Source organism: Bradyrhizobium sp. YCK136 (assembly GCF_044570075.1).
Lineage (GTDB): Bacteria > Pseudomonadota > Alphaproteobacteria > Rhizobiales > Xanthobacteraceae > Bradyrhizobium > Bradyrhizobium diazoefficiens.
Window position 1 is genome coordinate 8173829 of record NZ_CP172424.1, and the last position, 23527, is coordinate 8197355.

15 protein-coding genes and 6 pseudogenes are annotated in these 23527 nt (G+C 61.4%); 11 read left to right on the plus strand and 10 right to left on the minus strand.

Translation table 11 applies throughout. The features are described 5' to 3' along the window. Positions 1 to 4: 4 nt before the first annotated feature. Complete coding sequence (istA, locus tag ACFLEY_RS39505) at positions 5 to 1762, minus strand: IS21-like element IS1631 family transposase (RefSeq protein WP_129557385.1); 1758 nt, start codon at positions 1760 to 1762, stop codon at positions 5 to 7. A 109-nt stretch (positions 1763 to 1871) separates the two neighbouring features. On the opposite strand from istA, the pseudogene tnpC (ACFLEY_RS39510) reads away from it, so the two are divergent. The 3 genes and pseudogenes from tnpC (ACFLEY_RS39510) to ACFLEY_RS39520 form a co-directional block, all read left to right on the plus strand. Further along, positions 1872 to 3017 (plus strand): annotated as a pseudogene (tnpC, locus tag ACFLEY_RS39510) (IS66 family transposase); the annotation flags it as partial. A 156-nt stretch (positions 3018 to 3173) separates the two neighbouring features. Further along, positions 3174 to 3614: pseudogene (locus tag ACFLEY_RS39515) on the plus strand (IS3 family transposase); the annotation flags it as partial. Between the two features lie 142 nt (positions 3615 to 3756). Next, positions 3757 to 5025: an IS256 family transposase gene (locus tag ACFLEY_RS39520; protein ID WP_038952271.1), complete on the plus strand. Its 1269-nt coding sequence runs from the start codon at positions 3757 to 3759 to the stop codon at positions 5023 to 5025. A 1689-nt stretch (positions 5026 to 6714) separates the two neighbouring features. On the opposite strand, the pseudogene ACFLEY_RS39525 reads toward ACFLEY_RS39520, so the two are convergent. Further along, positions 6715 to 7786 (minus strand): annotated as a pseudogene (locus ACFLEY_RS39525) (IS110 family transposase). An 88-nt stretch (positions 7787 to 7874) separates the two neighbouring features. Next, a pseudogene (locus ACFLEY_RS39530) lies at positions 7875 to 8146 on the minus strand (transposase); the annotation flags it as partial. Positions 8147 to 8225: 79 nt separating this feature from the next. Here ACFLEY_RS39530 and ACFLEY_RS39535 point away from each other — a divergent pair. Continuing rightward, positions 8226 to 9248, plus strand: a complete 1023-nt coding sequence (locus ACFLEY_RS39535) for an IS110 family transposase (protein WP_038945046.1) — start codon at positions 8226 to 8228, stop codon at positions 9246 to 9248. Positions 9249 to 9506: 258 nt separating this feature from the next. On the opposite strand, the pseudogene ACFLEY_RS39540 reads toward ACFLEY_RS39535, so the two are convergent. Then, positions 9507 to 9686 (minus strand): annotated as a pseudogene (locus ACFLEY_RS39540) (integrase core domain-containing protein); the annotation flags it as partial. A gap of 168 nt (positions 9687 to 9854) precedes the next feature. On the opposite strand from ACFLEY_RS39540, the pseudogene ACFLEY_RS39545 reads away from it, so the two are divergent. The 3 genes and pseudogenes from ACFLEY_RS39545 to ACFLEY_RS39555 all read left to right on the plus strand — a co-directional run. After that, positions 9855 to 9914, plus strand: a pseudogene (locus ACFLEY_RS39545) (hypothetical protein); the annotation flags it as partial. 25 nt (positions 9915 to 9939) lie between these two features. Next, the gene (locus ACFLEY_RS39550) at positions 9940 to 10419 is read left to right on the plus strand and encodes a hypothetical protein (RefSeq protein WP_396605011.1); all 480 of its coding nucleotides are present in this window, start codon (positions 9940 to 9942) and stop codon (positions 10417 to 10419) included. Beyond that, positions 10416 to 10928, plus strand: coding sequence for a hypothetical protein (locus ACFLEY_RS39555; protein WP_171901084.1), 513 nt, complete (start codon positions 10416 to 10418; stop codon positions 10926 to 10928). The genes ACFLEY_RS39550 and ACFLEY_RS39555 overlap by 4 nt, the downstream gene beginning before the upstream one ends. Here the strand turns inward: ACFLEY_RS39555 and tnpB (ACFLEY_RS39560) are convergent. The 4 genes from tnpB (ACFLEY_RS39560) to ACFLEY_RS39575 all read right to left on the minus strand — a co-directional run bounded on the left by tnpB (ACFLEY_RS39560) (position 10916) and on the right by ACFLEY_RS39575 (position 15036). After that, on the minus strand, positions 10916 to 11221 hold the full coding sequence (tnpB, locus tag ACFLEY_RS39560; RefSeq protein ID WP_060909074.1) for an IS66 family insertion sequence element accessory protein TnpB: 306 nt from the start codon (positions 11219 to 11221) through the stop codon (positions 10916 to 10918). The two genes, ACFLEY_RS39555 and tnpB (ACFLEY_RS39560), sit on opposite strands and share 13 nt — an antisense overlap. Then, positions 11218 to 11646 (minus strand): IS66-like element accessory protein TnpA, encoded by a 429-nt coding sequence (tnpA, locus tag ACFLEY_RS39565; RefSeq protein WP_396604397.1) that lies wholly within the window; start codon positions 11644 to 11646, stop codon positions 11218 to 11220. The genes tnpB (ACFLEY_RS39560) and tnpA overlap by 4 nt, the downstream gene beginning before the upstream one ends. A 1352-nt stretch (positions 11647 to 12998) precedes the next feature. Continuing rightward, on the minus strand, positions 12999 to 14639 hold the full coding sequence (gene groL / locus ACFLEY_RS39570) for a chaperonin GroEL (protein ID WP_396604398.1): 1641 nt from the start codon (positions 14637 to 14639) through the stop codon (positions 12999 to 13001). An 82-nt stretch (positions 14640 to 14721) separates the two neighbouring features. Beyond that, the gene (locus ACFLEY_RS39575) at positions 14722 to 15036 is read right to left on the minus strand and encodes a co-chaperone GroES (RefSeq protein ID WP_011084856.1); all 315 of its coding nucleotides are present in this window, start codon (positions 15034 to 15036) and stop codon (positions 14722 to 14724) included. A 949-nt stretch (positions 15037 to 15985) separates the two neighbouring features. Between ACFLEY_RS39575 and ACFLEY_RS39580 the strand changes: the two genes are divergently transcribed. Next, positions 15986 to 16633 (plus strand): FkbM family methyltransferase, encoded by a 648-nt coding sequence (locus tag ACFLEY_RS39580; RefSeq protein WP_060909076.1) that lies wholly within the window; start codon positions 15986 to 15988, stop codon positions 16631 to 16633. Positions 16634 to 16790: 157 nt separating this feature from the next. Here the strand turns inward: ACFLEY_RS39580 and ACFLEY_RS39585 are convergent, their stop codons facing one another. Beyond that, positions 16791 to 18134 carry an IS1380-like element ISBdi2 family transposase gene (locus ACFLEY_RS39585; protein WP_060910105.1) on the minus strand — a complete coding sequence of 448 codons (1344 nt, stop codon included), beginning with the start codon at positions 18132 to 18134 and terminating at the stop codon, positions 16791 to 16793. Positions 18135 to 18682: 548 nt separating this feature from the next. Between ACFLEY_RS39585 and ACFLEY_RS39590 the strand changes: the two genes are divergently transcribed. Further along, a complete protein-coding gene (locus ACFLEY_RS39590) occupies positions 18683 to 19081 on the plus strand; it encodes a transposase (protein ID WP_026192391.1) in 399 nt (132 codons plus the stop codon). Beyond that, positions 19078 to 19380, plus strand: coding sequence for an IS66 family insertion sequence element accessory protein TnpB (tnpB, locus tag ACFLEY_RS39595; RefSeq protein WP_060909277.1), 303 nt, complete (start codon positions 19078 to 19080; stop codon positions 19378 to 19380). The genes ACFLEY_RS39590 and tnpB (ACFLEY_RS39595) overlap by 4 nt, the downstream gene beginning before the upstream one ends. Here the strand turns inward: tnpB (ACFLEY_RS39595) and ACFLEY_RS39600 are convergent. Further along, positions 19334 to 21439, minus strand: a complete 2106-nt coding sequence (locus ACFLEY_RS39600; RefSeq protein ID WP_060909278.1) for a recombinase family protein — start codon at positions 21437 to 21439, stop codon at positions 19334 to 19336. The genes tnpB (ACFLEY_RS39595) and ACFLEY_RS39600 overlap by 47 nt on opposite strands. Positions 21440 to 21946: 507 nt before the next feature. On the opposite strand from ACFLEY_RS39600, the gene tnpC (ACFLEY_RS39605) reads away from it, so the two are divergent. Further along, complete coding sequence (gene tnpC / locus ACFLEY_RS39605; RefSeq protein WP_396604399.1) at positions 21947 to 23416, plus strand: IS66 family transposase; 1470 nt, start codon at positions 21947 to 21949, stop codon at positions 23414 to 23416. The last annotated feature ends 111 nt before the right edge of the window (positions 23417 to 23527 follow it).

The window sequence follows — 23527 nt, forward strand, 5'->3', positions numbered from 1 at the left end:
GTGGCTAGGTCTCCAGTTTAAGGTGAGAAGGTGCAGCGGGAGCGCTCGTGGCGCCGGAGTTGGCCGGGGTTGCGCAGGCGACACGAGCGCGGATTGCCGTGGCGTGATCGTCGTGAGCCTCGGCCTGCCGACCATTGTCGTCGGCGTCGCGCCGCACAGCGCGGCTGAAGAGGTCGCCGTATTCCGCGGGGGTACGGATCAGCGGATGATCCTGGGTGAGCGGCGATGCCGGCTGTGGCGTCACTCCAACCTGCTCGATCGCCTGTTCGAACAACCGCTCGACGGTCGCACGCACGTGCTTGTAGCGGTAGATGCGGTTGTCGATGGCGTGCGCGCAGGCCTGCTCGACCAGCCGCGCCGGATACTTCCGGCCCAGCCCGACAATGCCCCACATCGCGCGCTGTCCGGGGCGCCCTTCGGTGTCGAACACCTGCTGGCACAAGGCCCTGGTCTGCGGTCCGATGCGCTCGGCGCTCGCCAGCAGCACGGCGGTTTGCCGCGACGGGTTGAACGGCCGTTCGCTGGTCGGCAGGACGACAGAACCGGGGTGCGCCATCCGGGAATGAACACGCAGCAGCGCACGGGTGTGGCGATCACGGATCTCGATCGTGGTGGTGTAGATGCGCACGACGACCTGGCTGCCGATCGGCGCGGGCCGCGCGGCGTAATAGCTGTTGTCGACGCGTACGGTGGTGTCGTCGCAGACAGTCCGGACGACTTCGGTGAAGATGCGGAAGGGAGCGACAGGCAGCGGCCGCAGGTGCGGCTTCTCTTCCTGGAACATCGCCTCGACCTGACGGCGCGTGCTGCCGTGGATGCGTTTGGAAGCCCAGTTCTCCTCCCAGTGCCTCAAGAACTCGTTTTGCGCCTCCAGCGTCTCGAAGCGCCGTCCGGCCAGCGCAGTGCCCTGGGTATGTTGAATCGCATTCTCGACGCATCCTTTCCGATTTGGATCGGCCACGCGCGCGGGATCGGCGACCACGGCGTAATGAGCCAGCATCGCGCTGTAAATCGGGTTGAGCTGGGGCTCGTACAAATCCGGCTTGAGGACGCCTTCCTTCAGGTTGTCGAGCACGACATAGCTGGGGACCCCGCCAAAATACCGGAACGCCTCTTCGTGGAGCTGCGCCCAGACTTGTTGGCTGGACTTCCAGACTACCCGCCGGAAGCTGCGCCGCGAGTAGCGTAGCGTCATCACGAACAGGCGGGGACGACGGTACCGCCCGCTCTTCGGATCAACCGTCGGCGCGCCCTCGCCATAGTCGACCTGAGCTTCCTCGCCGGGGAGGAACTCAAGACGATCAAACTGCTCAGGATCAGCGTACCGCAACCGGCGCACAAACCGCTTGACACTCTGGTAGCTGGACGGAAAGCCAAATTGATCAACCAGGTCCTGGTAAATCGCCTGCGCGTTCCGCTTCAGCCGGACCTGTTCTTCGATCCACGTCCGATGCGCTTCGCAAGCCGAACGGGCCAGGCTGCTGGTGACCGTCGCTTCCGATGTCCCAAAAGCCGGTGGTCGGGGTGGAGGAATTTGGCCGTCCGCGCTCACCGAGCCGGTGGTCACTTCCCCGGGGGAATTTGCCTCCGCACCGGCCCGCAGCGCCTGATAACGCCGGATCGTCTTGCGATCGACACCCGTCAGCCGGTGAATCTCGCGCTGGCTGGTGTTGCGATCAAGTAATGTAAGTACGGTGCTTTGCAGATGTCGCTTCAAGACGTTCAACTCCCCGGCCCCTTGCTGGCTAAAGGGGTCGAACATAAACGTCCTGCCTGACCGGCTACTGCTGTTCAGCGGCGCTGACGGCGATCATCAGGTGGGGGAGTTTCAAGTGACCATACCCGGGGGATTTTGACCGACCCACGGGGGTCTCGATGTCATGGCCGCCCAGTATCGTGTGATCGAGACGGTGCGACCGCGCTACGCCTGCGCAAAGGGCTGCACCGGTGTTGCTCAGGCGCCGGCGCCCGCCCATCTCGTGGAGGGTGGCATCCCCACCGAGGCGCTGCTGGCGCAGGTGGCGGTCGCCAAGTTCAGCGAGCACATGCCACTCTATCGTCAGTCGCAGGTTCTGGCTCGGCATGGCATCTTCATCGATCGCGCCGTTCTGGCAGACTGGATGGGAACGGTCGCCTTCCACCTCGCGCCGCTGGTCGAGCGCATGAGCGTCGTGATGAAGCAATCGGGCCGCTTGTTCATAGACGAGACCAGGGCGCCTGTGCTCGATCCGGGCCGGGGCCGAACGAAGACCGGCTATCTGTGGGCTGTCCTGCGCGACGATCGCGGCCACGGCGGCGCTGATCCACCAATCGTGGTCTACCACTACGCGCCAGGACGCGGTGGTGACCATGCTGAGCGCATCCTCGAGGGCTTCGACGGCATCCTTCAGGTCGACGGATACCAGGGCTATCATCGGCTCGCACGGCCCAAGCGCAAAGGCGGCGTGCCGCTGCGGCTGGCCGCATGTTGGTCCCACTCAAGGCGCAAGATCATCGCAGCGACTCCGAAAGCCGGCTCACCCATCGCCGAAGCCGTTCTCGCGCGCATCGCCGCACTCTATGCGATCGAGAAGGAGATCCGTGGCGCCGACGCCCCGGCTCGGCAAACGACCCGTAACGAGCGATCACGGCCGCTCGTCGCTGAACTCGAGAGGTTTCTGCGCGAGCAAGCCGCTCGCCTGTCGCCGGGCAGCGAGATGGGCAAGGCGATCGCCTATCTCCTGAACCATTGGGATGGCCTCACCTTGTTTCTCGACGATGGTTGCGTTGAGATGGACACCAATCCCGTCGAAAATCAAATCAGGCCGCTGACTCTGACGCGTAAAAATAGTTTATTTGCTGGTCACGACGAAGGTGGTCGTTCATGGGCGCGCATAGCTTCGCTCATCGCCACCTGCAAAATCAACAGCGTGGAGCCCTACGTCTGGATGAAAGCGACGCTCAAAGCGATCGCAACCGGTCACCCGCAGTCCCGGATCGACGAGCTCCTGCCCTGGTCGTTCGGCCGCACCTCGTAATTCTCCGTCGTTGCCGCCTCCATACCCCCCGCCAACGATTTGCAAACACGTTGATCAACAGACTGCAATCCCCACGCCAAACCTTTGCGAATGGGACGCGAACGTCGCTTACTGAGAACACGCGGCTGAAGCGGCTTTTGGCCGATCGTGGACGCCCACGGGATGAGCGAACGGCGGGCGTGTAAAGCCATCGGCTGTTGCCGCATGACCATCAGATATCGGACGACCCGGGCGGACGACGCGGCCCTACGCCAACGCATGAGAGCGATTGCCGAGGTGCGCCGTCGCTTCGGCTATCGGCGCCTGCATGTTCTGCTCAGGCGGGAGGGCTATCTGGTCAACCACAAGAAACTGTTCCGGCTCTACCGGGAAGAGAGGCTCGCGGTCCGTCGCCGTGGTGGCCGCAAGCGGGCGCTCGGGACCAGGGCGCCGATGGTGGTGCCGATAGCGCCGAATGACCGCTGGTCGCTCGACTTCGTCTCGGACCAGCTCACCGATGGCCGCCGCTTCCGCATCCTGACCGTGGTCGACGAGTGCACGCGCGAATGCCTGGCGTTGGTGGCCGACACCTCGCTGTCGGGCTCCCGGGGGCTGCGTTAGACGATGCCTTCACCAAACCAGGCTCGGTCGTGGGCTTGAGATGAGCTATGGCGGAATCTGGGTGATGACGGTGTGAGGAAGGCGGCGTATCGAGGCGGGTGACGAGCCTGCCAGAACCTCTCGAGGAGAGCGATACGCCATGACCGAGACTACCAATGTTCTTGCTTTCCGTCAGCCGTCCGCGGTTGATGATCCACTGACCGATATCGTTCGAGCCGGCGCGCGGGACCTGCTTGCCAGGGCGATCGAGATCGAGGTTGGCGCGTTTCTGGCCAGCACGGCCAATCTGACGCTGCCCGACGGTCGAGCGCGCCTGGTCCGACATGGGCACGGTCCGGTGCGCGAGATTGCGACCGGCATCGGTCCGGTGGAGGTCGCTCGTCCCAAGGTCCGCGACCGCGGAGCGAGCGGGCCAGGCGACCGCCTCCGCTTCAGTTCGGCAATCCTGCCGCTATGGGCGCGGCGGACGAAGAGCCTGGATGCCTTGATCCCGGTCCTCTATTTGCGCGGCATCTCGACCGGCGACTTCCAGGAGGCGCTCTCGGCGCTGCTCGGCAAGGATGCGCCGAACCTGTCGCCTTCGGTGATCGCCGGCCTGAAGGCCGATTGGCAGGTCGAGTACGAACGCTGGCAGAGACGCGATCTGTCGGCGCGTCGCTATGTCTACATCTGGGCCGATGGCGTGTACCTGCAGGCCCGCATGGAAGATCACAGCGAATGCATGCTGGTGCTGATTGGCACCACGCCGGAAGGCAAGAAGGAGCTGATCGGCTTCCAGGTCGGCGTGCGCGAGAGCGCGCAGAGCTGGCGCGAACTCCTGATCGACCTGCGGCAACGCGGGTTACGGATTGCCCCGCAACTCGCCATCGGCGACGGCGCCCTCGGCTTCTGGAAGGCACTGGACGAGGCCTTTCCCGGCACGCGGCACCAACGATGCTGGTGCCATAAAGTGAGCAACGTACTCGACAAGGTCGCCAAATCCGTGCAGGGCCCCATGAAGAACGACCTGCGGAACATCTATCTGGCCCCACACCGGGCCGAAGCTGAAACCGCGATCGACGTCTTCGTCGAGAAATACCACGTCAAATACGGACGTGCGGTGGAGTGCCTGATCAAGGATCGCCATGCGCTGCTCGCCTTCTTCGACTTCCCTGCTGAGCACTGGATCCACCTACGCAGCTCGAACCCGATCGAGAGCGTCTTCGCCACGGTGCGCCACCGAACGGTGCGGACCAAGGGATCGCTGTCGCAACAAACTGCGAAGCTGATGGTGTTCAAGCTCATCGACGCCGCATCGAAGACCTGGCGGCGATTGAAGAGCACGAACCAGTTGCCGAAAGTCATCGCCGGTGTAAAGTTCATCGACGGAATCGAAGTCATTCCGAACACTGAAAGCCACGCCGCCTGATCAGGCCGCGTCACCCAAAATCAGCCATAGCTCGCTTGAGATCGATCTCACCCTCATCGTGCCCGCGCCGCCCGGCGCCCAAAACTTCGCCTCCAAAGAGCGCGCAATTCGCGTCCCCAGTTCGCCCCGTGATCGGCTATCAGCGAGCGAGATGTGCTCGGATATTGTAAACTCAGTCCGTCATGCTGTCGCGCTCATCCGCGCGAACAACGTTGCCGCATCTGAGGGACTCAATCCAACGACGCCTACGAAGCTCGGAGACGGCATCGGAATGTCTCGATAAATGGGTCTCCACAAATGAAGGCAATATCGGCTGTTATTCACATAACGCGAATGTGGCGGATGCAGTTGCATGACGCACTCTTCTTCATCCCAGAACATGTCTTTGACAAAGCACATCTCCTCCCAGTTTGGACAACGCCGCGGTGTCGAAACAGCGACATGCTCCCACCCAGGACGGACAAATGCACTTATCTTTAGTTCACACCCGCAAGGCCCCTGCACAAAGAAGAGACCGCAAGGGCCTGATCCCGGAGCAGTCGCGAACCGGCCATGCTGCACCCGGCCCGCCTCCAGCTTGTCTACCACCTGCGCTCGCACGCCCGCTCCTTTGCCTCTCGGATAGCCCTGAACTCTACGTAGATGACGTTGTCGCGCAACAAGTCAACCTCCGCGATTCTCGGCCCAGCTTTCCTGAACCACTCTACAACGCACCATCCGCAAAAGCGGTAGATGTCTATCATCACTCACGCTCCTCTAGTTATGCCTCTGGTGCTCGAATTGCGCTCGGTGCCGCCGGTTGCCTGAGGACGGGCGGTGGCACGATCTGTACGTTGAGTTAGGCGACCCGCCGATCGAATCTTCCCGCTACTTATGTAAGTCCGCCATTGAGCCTCTCCGCGGCGAAGCAGTCTTGATCGGTGCCAGGCATTCACTGCTCATCGCCGGCAGAGCGCACATCACGCTTGAGCATGCGAAGTCGGCGGCTCTTGAGGCCTCACCTCGTCTTCAATGAATTGTCCCTCATCATGCCATGCTCTCCTATTGGCGGCGGAATCCAGACTTCATGATGCTCGCAGTTGCCGCACCAGATAGCTCCGGGCGACATTGCTGCTTCTGCGGGAGTGTACTTGATCCCTTGCGGCCTTCTCGCAAAGGCTGAACAGTCCTAATGCGTCAATTATGTGAAAACCATTCAGTTTTATGGCGTCCAAATCGGCTCGTACATAGCCGCAGACGTCTGGAATGCACTTCTTAGCTGGCACATCCAGCGGACCGCTGCGACCTCGATCGTCAGCTAACGGTCAGGAACAATGATTAACCGATCTCATTGGCTGCCACTGCAAATATCGCTCGATTTATAGGCCTCACTAAGATGCGGCCCTTAACGCGTTGGCTACGTGACCTTGCCCCCATATGTGGAACGGCCCGCGAGGCAAGAGCTTTTTCAGTCGATTTCACACATTGGAACGGTGCGGTCATATGTCCGGCCTTTGCGCGCGGCACAATATGGCCGCTGGCCTCGATGAGATCCGCGGAACGAGGAGCTAAATCAAGTTTACGCGCTTGAGCGCATTGGGGGCAGTAGCTTCACTCGTTTCGGGATTTCGTCCCATGGGTTCATCGCCTGTTGTTGCACCTCGCCCTCTGCCGGCCTGCGCCGGTCAGATCGTTTTGGCGGTCACTGCGTCACCGCGGCAATCGCCAATGTGCCAATGGGTCGGGACGCCGATAAATTCCGCCCTTGTCCAGGAGCGCCCAGATGATCCGCGCCGTCTTATTGGCCTGCGCGACGGCGGCAACCTTGAAGGGGCGTCTGGCGAGAAGCGCCTTCAGCCACGGCCGCGCCCGAACGTCGTTTCGGACAAGCCGCAAGACGGCCGTTGCCCCGACAACGAGGAGAGAGCGGAGTTCTGGATTTCCCATCTTCGATATTCGTCCCAACCGCTCTTTGCCTCCGCTTGAATGAGGCCGCGGCGTCAATCCCAGCCAGGCGGCAAAGTGGCGAGCCGACTTGAACCCGCCGGGATCCGGTGCGCGTTCCAGCCGATCGCGATCCGGCACAAGCGCTTTGATGGTCGCCGCCGTAATGGCGCCGACGCCAGGGATCGTGGTCAACCGACGCATGTCCTCGTCGTGCTTGGCCTCCGCGACGATTGCGCGCTCGAGCCTCTCGATCTGGTCGGCTGAAGCTTCAATCTCGTCGGCAATAGCCATCAGCGCGAAGCGCGCTGCTGCGGGCAGGCGTGCATCTGTCTCATCCCGTATGATTGCGACCAGCGCCTCAACCTTTGCCAGGCCGGCGGTGGCGATGATCCCCAATTCTGCCAGATGCGCGCGCAACGCGTTGACCGACTGCGTTCGCTGCCGCACTAGAAGAGCGCGGGGTCTTCAGCACCATCGCGGCAGCCTGTTGCTCAGCCGTCTTAATCGGCACGAAGCGCATGGTCTTTCGGGTCACCGCTTCGCTGATGGCCTCAGCGTCCGCCGCATCCGTCTTGCCACGCTTGACGAAGGGTTTGGCATAAGCCGGCGGAATGAGCCGGACCTCATGACCGAGAGCTGCGATCTCGCGCGCCCAATAGTGGGCGCTACCGCATGCTTCCATCCCCACCAGGCATGCTGGCAGCTTCTCAAAGAAACGCAGAACTTCGCTGCGCCGTAGCTTCCGGTTGAACACGGGTGAGCCCTCGGCATCCGCCCCGTGAACCTGGAAAACGTGCTTGGCCAGATCCAGCCCGATGGTGATAACCTGTTTCACGGAACGGTCCCTCCTTTGTGGCGTTCGAACAACGACCACGTTCTAGCACTTGATGCTGTTGGAGCGGGCCGTTCCACCACATCAAGTTTTATCCGGTCCTGAGTTCGCCCCGGCTGTTGGATTTGCTCGGTTGGGCGGTGGCAGCGGCGGGAGCTGGCGCGGAGCCCTCGGCATAGCGCAGCGCCAGCTCCCGGGGCGCGGGTGGCAGGTGAAGGCAAACTCCGATGGTGTTTTCCATCCGAGTTGCGAGTGAGGTCGCATATCGTTGTAGTCGGCCCGCCAATGTCCGAGTTCGACGCGGGCCTGGGCCAGCGACGTGAACAGCGTCTCGTTCAACAATTCGTCTCGGAGACGGCCATTGATGGGGAAGACGGCCCCGCTCCCTCGGCGCCGGCGATATACTGGCGATGGACGAACCCGCTAACAGGAGCAATTCACCATGGAAATCGCGACAATTGGGTTGGATATTTCGAAGCACGTATTTCACATCCATGCAGTTGATGGCCAAGGCCAAGTGGCCGGTCGCCAACGCCTCCGGCGAGGCGAGATCGTGTCGTTCTTCTCCTCGCTCGCACCTTGCCTAGTCGGCATTGAGGCCTGTGCGACTGCTCACCACTGGGCGCGGGAGATTCGGCAGTTTGGACACGATGTGAGATTGATCCCGCCAGCCTATGTTAAACCCTACCTACGAAGAGGAGCCAAGAATGACGCCGCTGACGCGGCCGCGATCTGCGAAGCGGTCACCCGTCCCAATATGCGGTTCGTTCCAATCAAGAGCGTTGAGAACCAGGGCTTCTTGATGCTTCATCGTGCAAGAGGCTTGTTGGTCCGCCAACGAACCATGACAGCCTGCGCGATTCGGGCTCACTTTGCTGAGTTCGGAATCATTGTCGGGCAAGGCCGGCAACGGGTGGATGGTCTGGTGGACTTGTTGGATGACGAGGAACTGACGCTACCGGCCCACGCCCGTATCGCACTAGCCGTCCTTGTGAACCAACTGAAGGAATTGGACCGGCAGGTCGAGGCCATCGAGCGCGAGATAGCTCAGATCCAGCGAGTAAATCCGATGGCGAAGTTGCTGTCCACAATTCCCGGGATCGGTCCCATAACGGCCACGGCTCTCGCCGCGACCGTACCGGACGCAACAATGTTCCGCTCCGGGCGGGAGTTCGCGGCCTGGCTTGGCCTGACGCCTAAGCAGAATTCCACCGGCGGGAAGGATCGGCTCGGCCGGATTACGAAACAGGGCGATTCCTATCTCAGGCACTTGCTTGTCATCGGGGCACGTAACGTCGTTCGGTACCCAAAGGCTCGCTCCCGGGTTGGAGGCGGCTGGATCGAAGCCCTGCTTGAACGGCGTCGGCCGATGGTCGTCGCCATCGCCGTTGCCAACAAGTTGGCCCGGATCGTCTGGGCGATGATGACGACCGGGGAATTCTATCGGCCTAAGCTCGCGGCCTGACTTTCCGCGTATGTTGGCCACCTTATGGTGTGAGGGCAAATGACAGCATGATGGACACCGGCGGAGCTGGGGATCGAGCAAGCCCGAAGAGCTTTAAGCGCAACAAGCGCGACCCGTTGATGAGGCCTCGATCCGCGATCTCCATCAGGGCCAGCGGCCATGGCATCGGTCGCACTAACAGGCCGGATACATGAACGCACCCGACCGGAATCCAAAGTGCTGCTGAAATCCCTTGCATCCGCGGGGCCGTCTATACATGAAGCTTTCGATGAAGGCATTCTGCGTCGGCTTGCGGGGCGCGATGTAATGCCAGTCGACACGGCTCTGGTCGGCCCATGTCAGGATGGCGTTGCTGGTCAATTCGATGCCGTTGTCGCTGACCACCATTTTGGGCTTGCCGCGCTCGATGATCAGCCGGTCCAGCTCCCGCGCCACCTCGTCAAGGACCGCTATCCTCCCTATATCGCCTGGCAAAGCTACGAGAAGATCAGGGGCATCGTCAGCGACAACCGAGCAGAATACATGCGCAACAAGACCAGGGGTGCTCCACGTGAGGGCGAACTACTGCTGCAAGGCATCGCATGGTGCGGAAGATGCGGTCACAAGATGTACGCTCGCTACAAGGGGGGAGCCGAGTACGTCTGCAATCACTTGCATTCGCATCAAGGGCTGCCGGCATGTCAATACATCCGTGCTCGCCGCGTCGACGCCGCCGTGGCGCAAGCGTTCCTCACAGCGCTGGCGCCGGCCGAGATCCGACGCATTGTCGTGCGCTCGTCGCGCTCAGCAACAGGCGTACAAAGCAATGCAGAGCGGTGCCGAGCAGCAGCTCGAACGCCGGCGCTATGAAGCAGCGCTCGCCGAACGTCAGTTCAACCGCGTCGATCCTGACAACCGGCTTGTCGCCGCCGAACTCGAGTGCCGTTGGGAGGTGGCTCTGAAGGAGGTCCGAGTGGCAGAGGAGGCCCTGGCCCGTTTGAAGTCTCCCCAGGCTATCGCTCAGATCACCGTCGGCAACAAGGTGCTGAACGACAAAGTCGTCCGCCTCTCCGGCCGTCTGCCTGAGATCTGGACGGACCCGGGCACGACCGACGCGAAACGCAAGGCGCTGCTGCGCTGTCTTATTGACAAGGTGACCTCGACCGCGGCGAGCACGACGTCGTCAGAATGAGGATCGTCTGGCGCGGCGGAGCCGTCACCGACATCGAGGTAAAGATGCGCGTCAACTCAGTAGCCGATCTTACCCAAGGCGCGGAGATGCGAGAACGCGTGCTTGAGCTCGCCCGCGCCAAGATGCACGACGACGAGATCGCTGCCAAGTTGACGAGCGAAGGACACCGGTCACCAAATTGCCCCGACAAGGTGCTGCCGATCACCGTTCAGCGCATTCGCTTGCACGCCGGCCTCAAGGGGCTTACCGAGCAACGTACACGATGGCGGCATTCAACCGACTTGCTCAGCGCACAGCAACTTGCAGGCGTATTGAACATTCCCGTGAACTGGCTCTACGTCCAGATCAGGCAAGGGCGCCTTTTGATCGATCGTCATCCTTCCGGCGCACATCTGTTCTCCAACACGTCGCGCGTGATTGAGGCTGTTCGAAAACTACGCAATCATGAACTCGATCAGCTCGATCTCAGAATCACTGAGCCTCACGAGGAGGGGCATCAACATGCGTAATCGAGCAGGTAGCCAAGCTGGGCTGGGGTGATCGTCACCACGCCATCAGCCGACGACGGCCAGAGAAAGCGGCCGCGCTCCAGCCGCTTGGCATAGAGCGACATGCCCAGCCCATCATGCCAAAGGATCTTGATCAGCTTGCCGCTTTTGCCACGGAACACATAGAGGTCGCCGCCGTGCGGGTCTCGTTTGAAGGCTTCCTGCACCAGCAAGCCCAGCGAGTTCATGCCGCGACGCATATCGGTGTGGCCGGTCGCAATCCACACCCGCACGCCCGACGCAATGGGGATCACGGGAGGCGTCCATCTGCCAGCGCCGCCACGGCGGCCTTCAGCGTCGCCGCGTCGACCGTACCCGTGATCCGCGTCCGAACCCCGGCAGCAAACTCGATCTCGATCGACCCGCCGTTGCTTGCCGGCGCGACTGGACAAGGCGCCGGCCCGGATTCCGCGACCACCATCACCGGTACGAAGCCAGGTTGATGGGCCGCATCCTTCGGCTCAGGCCGAAACGATCGTCGCCATCGCAGCAGCAATGAGCGCGAAACGCCGTACCGCCGCGCCGTCGCCGCGACCTGGCGCGGCGCCTGTAAGCTCTCCAGGACGATCTTGAGCTTCTCGTCCTCTGACCAGCGCCGCCGCCGGCCTCTGTCCACCACCTCAAGCCGTTCGACTTGGGCACTGCGCCTATCACTGTCCATAAGGACAGTTCTCAACAACACGCCTCATTCGGCAAGGCGGCCTTCAGCGGACGGATACACAAAGGATCAGGTATGGGCATCCCAATGCAACGGACCTTGCCCTATTCCCGCGCGCGGAACCTCATCGGTAGACACGAGGCAGCTGCATCGCCCGCCTTGTTTCACCCGCCGCGGTTTCTGTGGATGTTCAATCGATGCTCTCGATGGAAGTTCTCTGGAAGTAATGCAGAGAGGGGAATGTTTAGCGACATAGGTTCGCCGGTCACTGAGGTTTGTGAGCCCCGCGCCATCGCGTGTCAGAGCAATCGCCTGCGCTTCCTCTCAGGCCGGACCGGCGGCCCGTTAGGCTAACCTCCTCGTAGGGTTGCGTTACCCGACGCCCAATCGCGCTCAGGGGGCCGGTCGGCAACCAAGCATCCACAGAGTCGGCACTAGCTGGAGTCGATCTGCTTCGGAATCACCGCCAGCCGCTTTTATAGTGAGCTCACCAACCAAATAGCTGCTGCCGGGGGCATCGGCTTGCCGTCGCACCGGCGCCTCAAAGCCAGTCATCGCTCGCCACGAGCTCCGCGACAATCCGCCTTCTCTCGTCGCTGGACTTGATTGACGGCTTCGGTGAGGACCTCATCCGCGATCTGACTCAGTGATATTGCAGCGCTGTGTTGTTCCAAGCTTCTCAATGGAATTGTGCGCCGAGCTGGAGCACTCTTTCACGGATTAAAGTGCCGAATAGTGCGAGTGACATCGCGAAGTTTGGACGAGGAGTTCCTGCGCGGAGCGCTAGCATGGGGTGTATTTAGCTAATTCGGATGACCGGCGCCCGGTAGAGTGGATCCGATTACGCGGGAAGCAGCGGGGGCGCTGGTCGGGTGGATGGATCAGACGCTGTCTCTGCCGCGCATGCGTGACTGGTTGAAGTTAGCAGGAGCGTGACTCGGCGCCGAAATCCCCACGCATACTCGGGGCGAGCGCTGTCCCTACCACGCGCCGCTAACTTCAAGAGTCATTGTACACCGAATAGCTGTCCAAAAGCTGACGAACCCGACGGCATGCATCCGGCGAAAGCGCCTGCGCGGGTTCATGCCCTGCTGCCTAGCACCCAGCCATCTGCCTAGTGGACGACTAACGTAAAATATCGTTAGCATAGACACATTCCATCCCCTCAGCGCGTCGTACCGGACGCGGTCCTGTCGCCGCCAAGGAACGGTCACAAGCAAGTTGAGCCGGGGCCTGCCGCCGCGCACATGGATAGGCCGATAGGCCCATGGGCTGTATTCTTCGTCGACTGGCAGGCTACAGACCGCTCGCTGCAAAAAACCCTGACATTATCGCCAGGGTTTTGCATGCCATCGAGAATTTAAGGAGGCCGATCAGAAGTCCATACCGCCCATGCCGGGGGCCGCAGGCATTGCTGGACCAGCCGTAGCCTTCTTCGGCAGCTCGGCAACCATCGCTTCCGTCGTGATCAGCAGCCCGGCCACCGAAGAGGCGTTCTGGACCGCGATGCGCACGACCTTGGCCGGGTCAATGATACCCTTGGAAACGAGGTTGCTGTACTCGCCTGTCTGGGCGTCGAAACCAAAAGAGTACTGCTCGTTGTCGAGGACCTTGCCGACCACGATCGAACCGTCCTCGCCGGCGTTGATCGCGATCTGGCGGGCCGGCCAGGACAGCGCCTTACGCACAATCTCGACGCCGGTCTTCTGGTCGTCGTTCTCGGTGCGCAGACCCTTGAGCTGCTCGGAAGCACGGAGCAGGGCGACACCGCCGCCCGGGACGATGCCTTCCTCGACCGCCGCGCGGGTCGCATGCATCGCGTCATCAACGCGATCCTTGCGCTCCTTCACCTCGACCTCGGTCGCGCCGCCGACGCGGATCACCGCGACGCCGCCAGCGAGCTTGGCGAGACGCTCCTGGAGCTTCTCACGGTCGTAGTCCGAGGTGGTCTCCTCGATCTGCGCCTTGATCTGGGCCACGCGCGCCTCGATGTCGGCCTTCTTGCCGGCGCCGTTGACGATCGTGGTGTTCTCCTTGTCGATCATCACCTTCTTGGCGCGGCCGAGCATGTTGAGCGTGACGTTCTCGAGCTTGATGCCGAGATCTTCCGAGATCGCCTGGCCGCCGGTCAGGATCGCGATGTCCTGCAGCATGGCCTTGCGGCGATCGCCGAAGCCCGGAGCCTTGACGGCCGCGACCTTCAGACCACCGCGCAGACGGTTCACGACCAGGGTCGCAAGCGCTTCGCCTTCGACGTCCTCGGCGACGATGACCAGCGGCTTGCCGGTCTGCACCACGGCCTCGAGCAGCGGGAGCAGCTCGTTGAGCGAGGAGAGTTTCTTCTCGTTGATGAGGATGTAGGCGTCGTCCATCTCAACGCGCATCTTGTCGGCGTTGGTGACGAAGTAGGGCGAGATGTAGCCGCGGTCGAACTGCATGCCCTCGACGACGTCAAGTTCGGTCTCGAGCGACTTGGCTTCCTCGACGGTGATGACACCCTCGTTGCCGACCTTCTTCACCGCGTCGGCGAGGAACTTGCCGATCTCCCGGTCGCCGTTTGCCGAAATTGCGCCGACCTGGGCGATCTCCTCATTCGAGGTGACCTTCTTGGAGTTCTTCTGAAGGTCCGCAACCACAGCCTCGACCGCAAGGTCGATACCGCGCTTGAGGTCCATCGGGTTCATGCCGGCGGCAACCGACTTGGCGCCTTCTCGCACAATCGCAGCGGCCAGGACGGTCGCGGTGGTGGTACCGTCGCCAGCAGCATCCGCAGCCTTCGAAGCGACCTCACGCACCATCTGGGCACCCATGTTCTCGAACTTGTCGTCGAGCTCGATCTCCTTGGCGACGGCAACGCCGTCCTTGGTAATTCGAGGTGCGCCGAACGACTTGTCGAGCACGACGTTGCGGCCTTTCGGACCGAGCGTGACCTGCACGGCGTTGGCGAGAATGTCGACACCGCGCAGCATACGGTCCCGCGCGTCTACTCCGAACTTCACTTCTTTGGCTGACATAGAAAATTCCTTCAGTCCCTATTAATTCATCCTTTGGCGCGCCCGATGGGCTCTCCTCAGGAGGGGTGAGCTGAGCTGTGAATTAGGCGGCTTTCTTCTTGGAGAAGACATCGGTGAGAACACCCATCACGTCGCTCTCCTTCATAATCAACAGGTCTTGCCCATCGATCTTGACCTCGGTGCCGGACCACTTGCCAAACAGCACGCGATCACCGACTTCGATGTCGATCGGAATTAGCTTGCCGCTATCATCGTGGCCGCCCGGGCCAACTGCAATGACTTCGCCCTGCGATGGCTTTTCCTTGGCAGTGTCGGGGATGATGATGCCGCCGGCGGTCTTCTCTTCTGCGTCGATACGCTTGACCACGACGCGGTCGTGAAGCGGACGGAATTTCATAGAGGTCTCCTGAGCGTCTGAACAAGTTGGAGTTAAGCACAATGTGACAAGCAGCCCGTAGCAAGAGTCAGGCCAGAAATGCGCTAAGCGATCTGCCCTTCCAGTTCCGCTGAAGCATTCAGCGGCTGCGCGTGTGTTGTCCAGAAGCAAACGCGTAGAGGTGCACCAGCCCGCCCGCTGTCGTGAAAATGACATTGCGTTTCTTCGAATACTGCTTTGATCCCGGGAACACTTCAACGCTGCTCCGGGCGCCGTTGGACAGATCGAAAGACTGCGCGTGTTGGCGGCGGTGCCGGCATTGCACGTGATCGCCTGACGGCACCATCTAGCAGCTGTGGCGGACAAAGCGTGTGGTCCACAAGCGGTGTCCAGCGGCGGCGCTCAAACCCTATTGAATTCACCCTGGTCATCGTGCCGGCAGCACTTGAAGAAATTTGCACGCGCCGCGAAAGCTTGATTGCGCCGGACATCGCGTACCGCTGTGCTTTCACGGTTGCGTTCCTCGTCTGCGATTCCGAGGAAGAGAGTGCCGGGAGCTACTATCTGAGATGGCGGCCATGAGCCGAGAGCGCGCATTTTTGCGCAATTGTCATCGAGATGAGGGGCTGTTGCTATGCACGAGGGGCCACTCTGCTCGGCACGTGCCATAAGTCATATCCGGCAGGTGGCGCTTGAACCAAGGCGTTCTTTCGGCTGGCAAAAAGCCAAGACGGCGATCTGACTCACTGAGGCCGCATTTTCCGGCGATAGGGTCGAGAATTGCATCGCGAGGTGCTCGATAGACTCCCTCCTTTTGATGTCGATAGCATCCAAACAGCTGTCGAGGATCGAAGGGATTGGCGGATTTAAGAGCAATATACCTTGATATACGTTGTGCAGCTGCTTCCGGCGTGTGATCGGCTTCCAAGTCAAAATTCATCCGATCTCCGCGCACCATGGAAGAGCATCTGTGTCGTCCGTAGAAGTACATAAGCACATCGTCTCACTTCTGCAGAAGCCGAATCCGGTCATCCTGGATATTGGCTGCAATGATGGGACTGATACGCAAAAGTTCCTCGAGCTGTGCCCGCAACCCGAGCTTTACTGCTTTGAGCCGGACCCCCGAGCGATCGCGCGCTTCAAGAAGAAGCTCGGTCCATCCCTCAATAAGGTGAAGCTGCTAGAAATTGCCATCAGTGACCGAAACGGGACGATCGACTTCCATCCGAGTAATGCAGATGGGGATGCGAAAGATTGGGACCTGTCCGGTTCAATACGCCGCCCAAAGAATCATCTTACCGAGTATGATTGGGTCCGGTTTGATCGGCCTGTCTCGGTTGAAACACGGCGGCTTGACGACTGGTGCAGCGAAGCCAAATTGGACGGAGTCGATTTCATCTGGATGGACGTTCAGGGAGCCGAAGCCGACGTTATCGCCGGCGGTATGCGGACCTTGAGCAACACGCGCTTTATCTACACCGAATATAGTGATCGCGAGCTCTACGAAGGGCAGTTGAGCCTGCAAGCCATTCTTAGCTTATTGCCAACATTTGAAGTGGCGGCTCACTATCCGCGCGCAGTGGAAGGTGATGTATTGCTCAGGAATACGCGTGTCTAGCCCGATCTATTCACGAGAGCACGGTCGTTCTTGACGTCTGACGGGGGCTGGCGGCTGGCGTGGGTGACCGTCCGGCCTTTTCTCACCGGGTTCTACATCAAGCTGTTTTGTAGGCGATGGAGGAGTGGGGCGGGTGAGCGGGCGCAGGCCCGGTCGGTTACGGACCGAGCGGGAGCAGCGCGCCGGGCAAGCAGCGGATCAGGTCGGCTTCGGGACATGCCGCGGCAAACGCAAGGCGAATGCGGCTCGAGGTCTCGACCACACGGGCGGCGAGCTTCAAGAGCCGAAGACGCAGCGTCGCGAACTCGGCAGCGGCCAATTCCCGGACTTTGGGAATGGCGTCGCGCACGGTCAGCATCAGCCAATAAGCGGCCGTATGGAGCAGGAGACGGACCTGGTTGGCGAGCGCCGAACGGCAGCTGGTGCGGTCGGAGGCGAGCTGCGTCTTATGCAGCTTGATCAGATTCTCGGCTTGGCCGCGCGCGCAATACAGGCTGTCGTAGATCCACTCGGCCGAGCCGACATCGAGGCTGGTGACGACGAAACGGATGTCGAGGCCGAGCATCGTCGCCTCAATACGGGCGACGGTGCGCCGTTCGCGATCCCAGGACTTTGCCTTGTGGCGCGTCTCGGTATAGCCACGCAGAACCGGCAGGTTCTCGATGGCGCGTCGGGTGCGGATGTCGTCGGCGACCTCGTCGACTTTTCTGGCGAGAGGCTTGGTGCCGGACAGACCGAAGATGTAGTCGATGCCGTTGGTCTCGCACCACGCCATGGCCTCCGGCCGGGCATAGTGCCCGTCGCCACGGAACGTAATTCGCGTGTTGTGCCACCGCGTCCGGATATGCCGTACCAGGCGGCGCAGAAGGGCACGCACCTCGACGCCGCCCGGCGTCTTGCCGGGCCTCAGCACGACCGCCACGGGACGGCTCTTCTCCGTGTCGTAGACGTGGATCGGCAGGAAGCAGCGTTCGTCATAATGAGCGTTGAACAGCGAGAGCTGCTGATGGCCGTGGACGACATCGCAGGTATCATCGATGTCGAGCGTGACGGATGCCGGCTCGCGCGGGTAGCTATCCATCCATGCGTCGACCAAAATGTAGGTCAGTCGGATCACGTCGCGCAGGCGCGGAGCATTCTCCAGCCGCGACAGCGTCGGTTGGGAACACAAATATCGGCCCGTGTCCGGTAGGCGACCGCAGGCCAGCTTGAATGCGGGATCGGACCGCAGATGATCGAGGTCGTCGGCGTCCTCGTAGCCGCAGCAGATCGCGAACATGCGCGCGCGGAACATATCGACAAGGCTGTGCACGACCCGCGTCGGATCGCGCCGATCCGGGAACACCCGGGCCAGATTGTCGGCCAAGCCGAGACGCCGCTCGGCCATCGCCAGAAGCATCACGCCCCCGTTCGAGGTTAGGCGCCCACCATCGAAGGCAGCTGTGACTTTCTTGGCGTGAATGGCTGGAAACGAGAAGGGCGGAATCGTATCGTCGGTCATGGCGGGCGTGGCGTTCGCGGTTGGAGGTGATGGGGTTGGCTTCACAACCGAATCCTACGCCGTATCAGCGCTTTACACCACGCTCGCCAGCCTCTCGGGCGCCTCTTACGAATAAGACAGGCTAGCAGCTACTCATATCTAGCGTCTCATTCATGCCGCGCCTGATCAACGGACTCTGTGATGGCCGCACCCGCACAACGGTGATCGTCACGGCGGGCGGCTATCGTTAGCCCGATTGGTGTGCGGTTTCGGGCCGGCGTGAACGCCAGCCGGTCCATAGGGTGCGGCCAGCGCCATGGCAGTCAGCGGGTCCATCCGATCCTGAGGAGCTAAGGCCGTGGCGCCGTGGCGCTGCCGTGGCGATCGGATAGCCGATGTAGCAGCAAGGCGTTCGCACATTCATGACGCCGCTTCGTCGGTTCCGCTCTACCGGCAGTCGCCAGGATCTACGTAAGCGGAGCTTTTCTCCCATTTGATTGACTGGTTTCGCTTCGGCTTTCGCTCTGCGATCCTTGGCTTGTCAGAGAGCCGAGAGGAGACTGAAGGCGATGGAACAATCGGGGGAGGAAGCCGAAGCTGATGGCTTTGTGGGGAAGCTTACGCGCCGGACGCGTTCTGGAGGCCGGTTATGGTCTGCGGAGATCAAGGGGCGCGCTGTTTTCGAGAGCATGAAGCCCGACGCCCGGGTATGTGATGTCGCACGGCGTTATGGTGTGAAGGCCCAGCAGTTGACGACGTGGCGCAGATTGGCGCGTGCTGGCCGGCTCGCATTGGTCACGGACGACGCGGCGGATTTCGTGTCGATCGAGCTGAGCGATCCAGTGGCGTCAGGCAAGAGCGAGGGGCCCGTCGAGATTACGATTGGCAAGGTTTCGGTCCGCCTGGATGCGGACGTGTCGGCGGTGCGGATCGCGGAGATCGTGACTGCGATCGAGCGCGGCGCATGATCATTCCGGCGCAGGGACTGCGGATTGTGCTTGCTGTGCGTCCTGTTGACTTCCGGTGCGGGCACGACGCGCTGGCCGGTCTTGTGCAAAACACGCTTGGGCTCGATCCGCATTCGGGCCTGATCGTGGTTTTTCGTTCGAAGCGCGCCGACCGGCTGAAGATTTTGCTATGGGACGGCACGGGCCTCGTTTTGGTCTACAAGCGCCTTGGCCGCGATGGTCGTTTCGAGTGGCCGCAGATCAGCGACGGCGTCATGCATCTGACGCGCGTGCAGTTCGAAGATGCCCCTCCTTGTTAGGCTGACAGATTCTTAGATCAAGTTGCGCGATGACGTGGTTTCGAAGGTCTCCGATGGCGTGAAGAACGGATGGTGTATTCGGGAAGAGATAGGCGCCGCTGGGCTGGCGATCAATTAGCAAACGCTTGGTTCGGATCTGAACATAGAGCCAGTTTACTGGAATCTCGAGCCTTCGGGCCAGTTCGGGCGGGCTGAGGTATGAGTCGTCATGCTCCCATCGGCTGCGCTGGGCAGTTACCTTGATGGCGGCGGCACGACGGAGCCGCCCAACGGTGATAGGCAGCACCTTATCGGCGCAACGGGGAGAGCGGTGACCTTCCCGAGTAAGGATTGTGGCGATCTTGTCGTCTGGGACGCCGTCGCGAGCGAGCGTCAGAAGGCGTTCCCGCATCTCTGTGCCTCGCGTCAATCTGGTGACGGAGTTGACGCTCATCTTCACTTCGAGCTCCGTCACGGCGCCTCCCCGCCAGACGATCCTAGCCAGGGCCAAGTCGCGCTCACCGCGGTCGAGAACGACCTTTTCGATGAGACATCGCAACAACGCCTTGCGATGCGCATCCGAGATAGTCTCGTCACCCCATATCTGCGGGAGGCGGCCGGTGAGGCTGATGACCTTGTCGTTGAGCTCCTTGCTTATGGCCACTTGTGTGATGGCTTTGGGCGGCGTCTGTCGGGCAAGCGCCTCTTCGGCGGCGCGCACGTCGTTTAGCGCCGCTTCCCATCGACGCTCGAGTTCCGAGGCGACCAACCGATTATCTGGATCAGCTCGGTTGAACTGCCGTTCGGCGAGCGCCGCCGTGTATCGCTTGCGCTCGAGCTCTCGTTCTGCACTGGAGCGTAGCGCATTGTTCGTCTGCTGCTGCACCCGGCGGGAGCGCGACAAGGCATCGAGTTCGGCCGGCGCTAGTGCGGTTAGGAATGCGTCGCCAACGGCTGCATCGATATGGGCGGCGCGGATGTGTTGGCAGGTTGGCTGACCTTCCTGGGTACGCAGGTGATTGCATACATATTCGCCGCCGCCCTTGTAGCGGACGTACATCTTATGGCCACATCGTGCGCACCAGGCAATGCCGTGGAGCAGGAGCTCGCCATTGCGAGGCGCGCCGCGGGTTTTGATGCGCATGTATTCGGCTCGGTTATCTCTGATGACGGATCGGATTTTTTCATAAATTGGCCAGTCGATATAGGCTGGATATCGATCTTTAACGACGATCCGCCACTCCTCCATCGGCCGCGGAGCCTTTTGTGGCAGGGCCCCCTCCCGCTTCGGCGGCCGGAAGCGGGTTCGTCCATAGACAAAGGCGCCCGCGTATGCGGGGTTCTTCAAGATCGCCGCGACGGCAGCCAGCGTCGCGCGCGTCCAGCACAAATCGCCATATCGATCACGACGCGGCAGTTCCAGGTCACGCTCGTTCAACGCTCGCATGACCTTGGCAACGCTGCGCAGCTGCAGGAATAACTGGAAGACGAGACCGAGCCGCCCTTGCACGGCCATGTCGGGATCCTTAACGACCACACCGCTCGGGTCCCGCATCAGCCCGATTGGCAGCATAACCGCAAGTTCGCCGCGTTCGGCTTTGGCCAGCAGGCCGGCGGTCAGCCGGCTGCGGATCGTATGTAGCTCAAGCTCGGAGATCGAACCCTTCAGCCCGAGAAGCAACCGTCCGTTGGGAGTGCCCGGATCATAGACACCATCGCGGTCGGCGATCAGGCAGCCACGTAGACCACAGATATCCAGGAGCGGATACCAGTCGGTACAATTACGCGCCAAGCGGGTCACGTCGATCGACAGGATGAGTCCCACTTCACTCAGGCCAACACGGCCAACGAGTTCCTTGAAGCCGTTACGCTGTGCTATAGACGCGCCGCTCAACCCGAGATCGGCATCAATCACGTCGATGGCCGCCTCACGCCATCCGAGTTCGCGGGCGCGCTGGCGAAGCGCGTATTGAAGGCGCAGGCTCTCCTGATTGCTTACGACCTGATGGGGCGTCGACTGCCGGATGTAGACTACGGCTTTGCGCGCCAAGTGGCTTGGTGTGACCAGCTCGGACTTCATGAGGGATCTCCGCCAAAATTGCGGCGACGTCTTCGACGATCTGGCGTCGGAGCGCGGGCGTCAGCGTCGACCAAAGATCGGCTGGATCCATGCTCATGTGCGTCGGGACAATCCGCTGTCGATAAAAGCTCGAGTAGAGCCTCCATACTCAGCTTAATCTGATTTGCCTCTTGCTCATAATATTCGATTGCGGTTGCTTGAATCAGAAGACTGCTTCCTGCGCGATACTCAACTTCATACGAAGCGGGAATGCCTCGGCCTCGCTGACCGATCTTCCTAATCACTCGATATGAGCGCCCCCACAAAGGATGGTGGGGGTCCCGAACCTCGACCACCTCCGGAAATGATTCGTCAGACTCACTATCAGGGACATTCCTCAATCCCCTCGTTTGAAGGGCTGAACTGGAAGCGAGTGGGCGAACGGATTGTCGCGACGCCAGCTGCGGCGAACTGACTCAGACCCGACAACCTGTTTCGCGCGGGGCTTTGGGATGATAGCTTGCGGATGTGCCGCCGTCCCCCATTGATCCCGCCCGTCTTGCAGCGCTGCCCGCCGATTTGCGCGCGCTCTTCCGCGCGCAGGAAGCGATGATTGAAGCCGAGCGTCGTCGCGCAGACGATGAATGCTCGGCGCGCCTTCATGTCGAGAGTGAACTGGCTGCGTCCAAAGAGAGCGTCGAACGCCTCGAACTGCTCGTGAAGGAGTACGAGCGCGCACGTTTCGGTAAACGCTCGGAAAAGTTCAATCCCGATCAGATGCAACTGGTTCTCGAGGACATCGAGATTGCCATCGCCGAAGTCCAGGAACGCCAGGACGATCGTGCGCGCCGCGCCGGCACGGCGCCGTCCAGCCGCCGGACCAGGCGCGCTGCCCGTGCCTTTCCCGCGCACCTGCCGCGCATCGAGCAGGTGATCGAACCCGAGAACCTCGAGTGTCCCTGCGGCTGCGGCCGGATGGTCCAGATCGGCGAGGATCGCTCCCGCCGTCTCGATGTCATGGCCGCCCAGTATCGTGTGATCGAGACGGTGCGACCGCGCTACGCCTGCGCAAAGGGCTGCACCGGTGTTGCTCAGGCGCCGGCGCCCGCCCATCTCGTGGAGGGTGGCATCCCCACCGAGGCGCTGCTGGCGCAGGTGGCGGTCGCCAAGTTCAGCGAGCACATGCCACTCTATCGTCAGTCGCAGGTTCTGGCTCGGCATGGCATCTTCATCGATCGCGCCGTTCTGGCAGACTGGATGGGAACGGTCGCCTTCCACCTCGCGCCGCTGGTCGAGCGCATGAGCGTCGTGATGAAGCAATCGGGCCGCTTGTTCATAGACGAGACCAGGGCGCCTGTGCTCGATCCGGGCCGGGGCCGAACGAAGACCGGCTATCTGTGGGCTGTCCTGCGCGACGATCGCGGCCACGGCGGCGCTGATCCACCAATCGTGGTCTACCACTACGCGCCAGGACGCGGTGGTGACCATGCTGAGCGCATCCTCGAGGGCTTCGACGGCATCCTTCAGGTCGACGGATACCAGGGCTATCATCGGCTCGCACGGCCCAAGCGCAAAGGCGGCGTGCCGCTGCGGCTGGCCGCATGTTGGTCCCACTCAAGGCGCAAGATCATCGCAGCGACTCCGAAAGCCGGCTCACCCATCGCCGAAGCCGTTCTCGCGCGCATCGCCGCACTCTATGCGATCGAGAAGGAGATCCGTGGCGCCGACGCCCCGGCTCGGCAAACGACCCGTAACGAGCGATCACGGCCGCTCGTCGCTGAACTCGAGAGGTTTCTGCGCGAGCAAGCCGCTCGCCTGTCGCCGGGCAGCGAGATGGGCAAGGCGATCGCCTATCTCCTGAACCATTGGGATGGCCTCACCTTGTTTCTCGACGATGGTTGCGTTGAGATGGACACCAATCCCGTCGAAAATCAAATCAGGCCGCTGACTCTGACGCGTAAAAATAGTTTATCTGCTGGTCACGACGATTATGCGTAGAGCGGCATTATGCGGAGTGTTGGCCTGTGAGGCTGGATTTCCGCCGGTTTTGGCGGATTTTGCTTCGCATAATGTCGAACACCTTGGGCCGTCGTGATGCATAGTCCGCCT